Here is an 8,075-nt window from a genome sequence, read left to right on the forward strand (position 1 = left end):
TTCTATCTTAGAATCTGTATATGATACAGCAGATCGCGTCATTGGTGAAAAGCGAAATGGAAAAGATTCATTTACATTTGAACGTGATCAAAATGGACAAGTTACGAAAGTAAAAGACCATGTCAATGGCGTAGAACGTACAAAAACATACGACAAGGCAGACCGTGTCACAAGCGCAACAGATAGCCGAGGCGGAAAAATTGACTGGGCATATCACGATAAAGCAAACAGTAAGACAGAAAAGCTAAAAGAACAAACAGTAACGCAAGGCGGATACACAAATAAAGTATCGTATGACTACAACACGTTAGATCAAAACATTCGTGTAACAGACGGTTCTCAAACGTATCGCTTTGATTATGACGATCAAGGAAATGTTCGTACGTACACAGCTGGTAATGGTTCAGGTTCTACTTTTAACTATGACCACGCGAACAAGATTAAAGATTTAGTAGTCGGTACAGCAAACAGTATTCTACTTTCTGAACGATATGAATATGATCAAGCGGGTAACCGTACGAAGATTAAACATGAAGGTGCGGGCGGAAAAGTAACAGAAACAAACTTTGTTTATGACCCGATTAACCAATTATTAAATGAAGCATTACCAAACGGAACAACTAAATCTTACACATATGATGGATTTGGAAACCGTACGAGTGTGAAAGTTGTAGAGAATGGAAAAGAAACAAAGTCTATAGCGGCAACATTCAATGAAGGAAATCAACTTGTCAAATTCGGAAACGAATCGTTAACGTATGATGCAAATGGAAATCGTATATCAGATGGGAAGTATAAGTATACATGGAACGAAGACGATCAACTTGTATCGATTACAAAACAAGGGGCAACTACTCCATTCGCGACCTATAAGTATGATGAGGATAATCGTCGTATTGAAAAGAGTGTAAATGGTCAAGTAACACGTTATTTCTATGATGGAGACAGCATTAATCCGTTGTACGAGACGGATGGTAGTGGAAATGTTCTTCGTCAATATGTATACTCAACAAGTGGCACGCGCCTAGCGATGAAATCAAAAGGACAAACGTTATACTATCACTATAACCCTCGTGGTGACGTAGTTGCGATGACGAATCAGGATAAAGAAGTTGTAGCAACGTATGAATATGATTCGTGGGGTAATGTATTAAAGAGTGATACAAAAGGTATCGCAGCAGATAATCCATTTGGATATGCGGGATACATGTATGATAAAGAAATTGGCATGTATTACTTAGTTGCAAGATACTATAATCCAGATCATGGTGTGTTCTTATCGGTGGATCCTGATCCGGGTGATGAAGATGATCCGATTACGATGAATGGGTATACGTATGGTGATAATAATCCGGTGATGATGACCGATCCAGATGGACATGCACCTTGGTTGGCTATAAATGCTGGTTTTGCAGTTTATGATGGGTATAAAGCTTATAAGTCTGGCGCAAGCAAAAAAGTAATATTAAGAAAGGCTGCGTTAGGATTTGTAGGCGGTGGTAAACTCAAATACGCTGGAAAGATTACAAAAGCAATTGGAGGCGGCAGTTTTAATAGTGTAAATAAATTAAAAGGTACAAAATATGTAGGACACCATATGCCTCAAAATGCTTATAATAAGAGTATAGGTATAAGTAGAGGTAAGGGGCCAGCATTACTTATGACAAAGGCTGATCATAAATTAACAAGAACCTTTGCCGGTAAAGGAAAGGCTACCATGAGGATAGATAAAGGATTAAATGCTAGGCAAAGATTGGCAAGAGATGTTTGGGATGTTAAACGTCAATTTGGAAGAAAATACAATTATGGTTTGAAGCAAACTGTAAGCTACGGACAAAAGTTATATCCTAAACAAAGGAGATAACTAAATTTAAATTATAATAGTATTTCACAAATAATGGTTTGTGAAATACTATTATGTATCCTATAAAATATTAGTTGAAAATAAGAATGGATAGAAAAGCCATTTATAAAGTAGGTGTTATGTGTATGGAAAGTATAGGTTTTAGAGTGATATACGGTAAGGATAAACATAATCATTATTTTGGTGGGGAAACTTGGGATGTGCCTATATGTCCGCAATGTAATGAACAAGCACATCAAATATTTACTTTTGATTTAAACGATTTTCGATTAGAGGAACTTAGAATGGAAGAACTAACAGAACTGCCGTTAATCACTTGTTTAAATTGTTCCTTATATGAAGGTGTACAAAACTTTAAAATAAATATAATGGAACGCTCTATACATACTATTAATCAAAGTGAGCTGTTTGATTGGAAATATGAATTAATTGATAAGATACCAGTTCCTTTGCCGAAATATGATATGAAATTAATAAACATGAAGAATTATGATGTTCCCTGTGATGAAGATGAATATGACCAAGCTTTAGATGCTATAGGAAAAGATTATATTTGCAGAATGCTAGGAAAACCTCTATATATAGACGATTCTATAGAAGCGAAGTGTCCTTGTTGCTCTAAAAGTATGAAATATGTGGCTATGGTGGCCGGAGAAGATTATGGGAATGAAGGAGAACTTACAGGAGGAATAGGTTTTCAAATAGGAGAGAGTTATTTATACTTTTATCTATGCAAAGAATGCCTAATCATACAAACTTCAATGCAGAGCACTTAAGTTTGTTCCGCAGTCTTGAAGATTTTATTTTAATGTAAAGGTAAGACACACATTTTATAAATTATGCTTGTGAGATTGGGCTGTTTGGAATTAAGAGTTTTAATAATTAATGACAGGATGAAATGTGTTTTTACATCTCGAGTAACAAAGAATTTGTATAAAAAATGAGCTGCAATTTTACCTTGAATCAGAAAGAAAAAATATTCTAAATTTTTGTGAAGGAGTGTTTCTTACAGTGGAATCACAAATTATAATAGGAATACCAGGGTTATGGAAAAGTAGGACAGAATTGGTTCAGGAAATAGTTGGTAAAAGTGGAGGTTATATTTTAGCGGGAAATGTTATACATCATAAGGAGAAAGATATCGTTTTTGAAATTGATGTATACGATCATGATCCATCTTTAAGAGAAGCATTTTTATATGCAAGTGGCGGTCGTTTCGAAGAAGACTTACTTAGTAAATTAGAGAAACATACTTATACAGTATACATTATTGCTAATGTGCAAAATATGCAGGAACTAAAAGAAGTTATTGAAGTAGGGAATGGAGTGTTAGATGCAGGGGGGCTTGCTTTAAAAATAGAAACAGCAGGTGTAGCGTATTCTAAAGATGAATGGACAGAGCTTGCGGAAAATAAGGAGATATTTCCCATTTATTCGCATGTTGTAACTTTAGTTGGAGATGAAGATGGTTATTATTCATGTGGAATGCAAGCATTCGCTCTACCAGATGTAATTATACAAGGGGAGATAGAACCAGAAACGGCTGGGGATTTATTAAATGATTTTAATTTATATAATATAGTCGAACAACCTAAATTAAAAGATGGAGATACAATTAGTTTTACGGAAAACTCTCCGGTGTACCAATTATCTTACTACACAGACTATCGCTATGAACCAGAGGATCCATTTTACAATCCATGTGGATTATGGAAGTTAGAATTGACTTAAATGTATTAGGGTTTTATCATAGGAACAACTTAGTAGTGTAAGGAGACCTGATAGTATGTATTAGGTCTCTTTTTTGAGGATTTTAAATTATCGCAGCAGACAATCCATTTGGATATGCGGGATACATGTATGATAAAGAAATTGGTATGTATTATCTGATTGCGCGTTATTATAACCCGGAGCATGGTGTGTTCTTATCGGTGGATCCTGATCCGGGTGATGAAGATGATCCGGTTACGATGAATGGGTATACGTATGGTGATAATAACCCTATAATGAACATTGATCCAGATGGGCATTTAGCATGGTTTATTCCAGTCGCTGTACACGGGGCGAGAATCGCTGCTCCGCATGTAGGTCGTTTTGTTGGTAAACAATTGGCTAAACGTGCAATAAAGCAACCATTAAAGTACAAGAATACGAAAGCAGTAGCAGGTAAAATTACTGGATATACAAAACATGGGTTAAACCAAGCGATTAGTCGTAATAACGGATTAGGGGTGTCACCAAAGGCAATCTTACATACAGTTAAGTCAGGTAAGAGGGCTATACAAAAAGATCGTGGAACTATTAAATATACTAGTAAACAAGCTGTAGTCGTTTTAAATAAGAGGGGGAAAGTCGTAACGACTTTTGCTAGAGGAACGAAATATACACGGAAAGGAAAAAAATAAGCGTGAGTAAATTTAATAGTGATGTGCAAGGAGTATTGCAAGGGATATTAAAGGAAAAGCAGCCTGAGCTATTGTGGATTGTAAATTGTAGGGACTTTAGTATATTAGAAATTGAAACTATACATGAGTTGAGAGATATATTAGCAGATGAATTAATTGAAAAAGGATTTGATGAACAGGATAATATTAATGATTTTGGTAGGGATTTAGAGAAAATGATTGATGTATTTGGAGATTTACTTCCTTAATAGTTCAGGTGCATAATAAATTTGTAGGAGGAAGGGCCAATATTGGCTCTTCTTTCTTTTTGGATCTTAATCCAATGAATTCAATTTTAAACGAGGCATTACCAAACGGAACAACTAAATCATACACATATGATGGATTTGGAAACCGTACAAGTGTGAAAGTTGTAGAGAATGGAAAAGAAACAAAGTCTATAGCGGCAACATTTAATGACGGAAATCAGCTTGTAAAATTCGGAAACGAATCGTTAACATATGATGCGAATGGCAATCGTACATCAGATGGAAAGTACAAGTATACATGGAACGAAAACGATCAAATTGTAGCTATTACAAAACAAGGTGAAAGCAATGCATTCGCAACTTATAAGTATGACGAGGATAATCGTCGTATTGAAAAGAGTGTGAATGGTCAAGTAACACGTTATTTCTATGATGGAGACAGCATTAATCCGTTATATGAGACGGATGGTAGTGGAAATGTTCTTCGTCAATATGTATACTCTATAGACGGTTTACGTTTGGCTATGAAATCGAATGGACAAACGTTATACTATCACTATAACCCACGTGGTGATGTCGTTGCGATGACAAATCAAAATAGAGAAGTTGTAGCAACGTATGAATACGATGCATGGGGTAACGTATTAAAGAGTGACGCAAAAGGTATTGCAGCAGACAATCCATTTGGATATGCGGGATACATGTATGATAAAGAGATTGGCATGTATTACTTGATTGCTCGTTACTACAACCCAGATCATGGTGTGTTCTTATCGGTAGATCCTGATCCGGGTGACGAAGATGATCCGATTACAATGAATGGTTATACGTATGCAGATAATAATCCAGTGATGATGACAGATCCTGATGGGCATGTAGCTTGGTGGGTAACTGGTGCATTAGGTGGAGCTGTTTGGGAAGTAGGAAAGTATCTGTATAAAAATAGAAATAAAGGTTATACGTGGAAGGTCGGACTTAAAGCAGCGGGATATGGAGCAGCTAAAGGTGTATTATTTGGTGGGATAGGACGAACATTTGGATATCTTTCTCACTTAAATTTTGGAAAAAGAGTGGTTCAAAAAGGATATAAGCCAGTAGTTAGACAATTAAAATCCAATTACGAGCGTTTTAAGAAGAATCCTATAAAACAGATTAAAAGGAACCCAGGTGCTAGACTTGATGGAATGAAAAGGGCGAAAAAACAAAGGAAAAAAGCATTTAAAAATTCAACGACAGCGAAACTTATGAAGATTTCGAATGCAGTGAGAAGACGTTAATGAAGGGAGACTAAAAGTGCTTATAGAAATTTTAGAATTTGCTTCTATCTTGGCTTTAGTAGCTGTATTAACATTAACGGTTATGTTGCAAGATATATTTTTTATAGATATAAATAAACAATATACTGAAACACGTATTGGGACAATTATTTTTAGTATCCGTATGTTGTTTGGAGCATGGGTAATATTTGTTACGGAAACTACTATAATTGCTATCTCAAAAGTGACTGCAATTCAATTAATTATTTTACTTCTTATTTGGGTATGCTCAAAGTATGTACAAAAAACTCGTGAAAATTGGCTAATCACTATAGTTGCTTTTGTTATTTATGGTGTTGGTACTTACATTTATATTCAGTTTGCTTTTAAAGGCTATTAATATATCACCAGAAAAATTAGTGGTTAGAAAGATTCGTTTGTTAAATGTGTGTATGAATGAATTACATGAAAAGTTACTATATGATGTAGAAGAGGATAAGAAATAAATAGAGAAATAATTTGGAGAAGGAAGAGCGAATATAGGCTCTTTTCTCTTTTGGTACACATTAATTTTATTATGATTATAAAATTATAAGAAGAAACGTTATATTATCACTATAACCCTCGTGGTGACAGATCAAAATAGAGAAGTTGTAGCAACGTATGAAGATGCATAGGTAATGTTTTGAAAAGTGATACGAAAGGTATTTTAATAAATATTATACCATTATATGAAGAATATATAATAGGATTCGTTTATTACAAAGAACAGGGAATTAGGCACATAAAAAGACCTTTTCCATAAAATGAAAAGAACGAAAGGATTTTGTTATTTAAATAAAAACCGAACCACCATCTAAATGGCGGTTCGGTTTTCTTTATCTATTTTTTCTCTACTAATTTCTTATTCTTCCAATCTAATGTAAACGATTTATTAAATGTTTTTTGATCAACATCTTTTACGTTGTTTCCAACCCAGTTTGCAGTTCCGAATGTGTAGCCTGGACGAAGTTGGTAGTCGTCGGCGTGCTTTGTATAAGCGACTTGTAGGTTAGATTGGTCTGTATTTTTTTCAGAGATAACAACAGCGATCATACCAGGAGAGAAACCGCTATTTGTTAATGCTGGAAGTTGATCCATCGGTATTAAATTACCTTTTGCATCAGATTCATATAAGTATGTGCGAGAGTACATGAACAGTTGGTTTCCGTATAAAGAATGGTAGGAATCACGTGTGTAAATACCCCAGTTTTGATTGTTATATCCGTTAAAGAATACATTCCATTTTACGTTTTTATTTGTTTGGTCAATTAAGTTTGTTTTATAACTTGTTTGTTTATAGCTTACAGAGTCAGACCAAGTTACTTGGCCAGTTGCACCCGCTTCAGCGCTAGGTCCATTTGGCGTTGCAGAAGCTTTAACAGAACCGCCAAGTTGATAAGATACACTAGAGGTTACAGTCGTTTCTTCTACAGCATTTGTAGGTGCTACGTTAAAGAAACGGGCGCTGTTATCTTGAAGATTAAAGGCAATATCATATTGTGAAGGGTAGCGTAATGTTGCACTAGCGCCAGGGATTGGGTAGTTATCAATAGGCGCACTACTTATAGTAGGATTTGCTTTTAGAAAACTACCAGTTGTATTAATAACGGCAATCTGTTTATCAGCGCTCGGATCATCGATAAAAGTTACCTTTAAAGACATTGTCATATTATCAGTTTGATCATTATTAAATGTATTATAGCTCGTATGTGTTTTTGCATTTTGCCCGATATCTGTTACAACTTGTGACGTCGTTTGAGCGTAAGCAGCAGGTGTTGAAAGTGCTAAAGCGCTACTAGCAACAACAGCGGATAATGCTAAACATTTTAAATACGTTTTAGAGCGTTTCATACAATCACTTCCTTTTATTTTTGTCGATATATGTCGTATTTCGTTTATATCGTAACATGAAAATAAAACGGAAGGGATAGTTATGCATAATTGCATAGGTGAGTTTTGGATAGTGAAATTTTATGAATCCTTCTCAAGGGAATCGCCGCTGTATTGTTTATATATTCCTCCTCATCAACTCCCCAACTTGCGTCGCAACATACTCAACATCACTATCAATTTCGTCTAACACGTAAGATTCTAAAATGCCCATTACAGCCGTTCCTAAAAACTTTAAAATAATGTGTTTATCGATGTTTTTGTGTTTAACTTTTTCTCTATTTCACCCATGATGAAAGTTAATAACTTTTTTTGAAACGATAATGTGCTGTTACTTTTAAATAACGCCGCGAAAAATGGTTTATGTTCT

At 35.0% G+C, this 8,075-nt stretch carries 7 protein-coding genes and 2 pseudogenes; 7 read left to right on the forward strand and 2 right to left on the reverse strand.

The features are described from left to right. The 7 genes and pseudogenes from MR083_RS25620 to MR083_RS25650 all read left to right on the forward strand — a co-directional run. The coding region (locus MR083_RS25620; protein ID WP_277931488.1) for an RHS repeat domain-containing protein at positions 1-1,864 on the forward strand (1,864 nt) is incomplete at its 5' end. 125 nt (positions 1,865-1,989) lie between these two features. After that, positions 1,990-2,640: a hypothetical protein gene (locus tag MR083_RS25625; RefSeq protein ID WP_000443779.1), complete on the forward strand. Its 651-nt coding sequence runs from the start codon at positions 1,990-1,992 to the stop codon at positions 2,638-2,640. A 235-nt stretch (positions 2,641-2,875) separates the two neighbouring features. Then, a complete protein-coding gene (locus MR083_RS25630; protein WP_000445726.1) occupies positions 2,876-3,595 on the forward strand; it encodes a DUF4261 domain-containing protein in 720 nt (239 codons plus the stop codon). An 89-nt stretch (positions 3,596-3,684) separates the two neighbouring features. Further along, a pseudogene (locus MR083_RS28205) lies at positions 3,685-4,269 on the forward strand (RHS repeat-associated core domain-containing protein); the annotation flags it as partial. A 2-nt stretch (positions 4,270-4,271) separates the two neighbouring features. Further along, positions 4,272-4,517: a hypothetical protein gene (locus tag MR083_RS25640; RefSeq protein ID WP_000033132.1), complete on the forward strand. Its 246-nt coding sequence runs from the start codon at positions 4,272-4,274 to the stop codon at positions 4,515-4,517. A 74-nt stretch (positions 4,518-4,591) separates the two neighbouring features. Further along, positions 4,592-5,794, forward strand: coding sequence for an RHS repeat domain-containing protein (locus MR083_RS25645; RefSeq protein WP_011040095.1), 1,203 nt, complete (start codon positions 4,592-4,594; stop codon positions 5,792-5,794). A gap of 16 nt (positions 5,795-5,810) precedes the next feature. Beyond that, positions 5,811-6,173, forward strand: a complete 363-nt coding sequence (locus MR083_RS25650; RefSeq protein WP_000904373.1) for a hypothetical protein — start codon at positions 5,811-5,813, stop codon at positions 6,171-6,173. Between the two features lie 482 nt (positions 6,174-6,655). On the opposite strand, the gene cytK2 is transcribed toward MR083_RS25650, so the two are convergent. Next, complete coding sequence (gene cytK2 / locus MR083_RS25655; RefSeq protein ID WP_000830634.1) at positions 6,656-7,666, reverse strand: beta-channel forming cytolysin CytK2; 1,011 nt, start codon at positions 7,664-7,666, stop codon at positions 6,656-6,658. Between the two features lie 157 nt (positions 7,667-7,823). Next, positions 7,824-8,075: pseudogene (locus tag MR083_RS25660) on the reverse strand (TetR-like C-terminal domain-containing protein); the annotation flags it as partial.

Source organism: Bacillus cereus group sp. BfR-BA-01408, assembly GCF_022663305.1.
Lineage (GTDB): Bacteria > Bacillota > Bacilli > Bacillales > Bacillaceae_G > Bacillus_A > Bacillus_A pacificus.

What these genes read in the sequence shown, in the direction of transcription:
- MR083_RS25625 (WP_000443779.1), top strand. Translation starts at nt 1,990, where the DNA reads ATGGAAAGTATAGGTTTTAGAGTGATATACGGTAAGGATAAACATAAT.
- MR083_RS25645 (WP_011040095.1), top strand. Translation starts at nt 4,592, where the DNA reads ATGAATTCAATTTTAAACGAGGCATTACCAAACGGAACAACTAAATCA.
- cytK2 (WP_000830634.1), bottom strand. Translation starts at nt 7,666, where the DNA reads ATGAAACGCTCTAAAACGTATTTAAAATGTTTAGCATTATCCGCTGTT.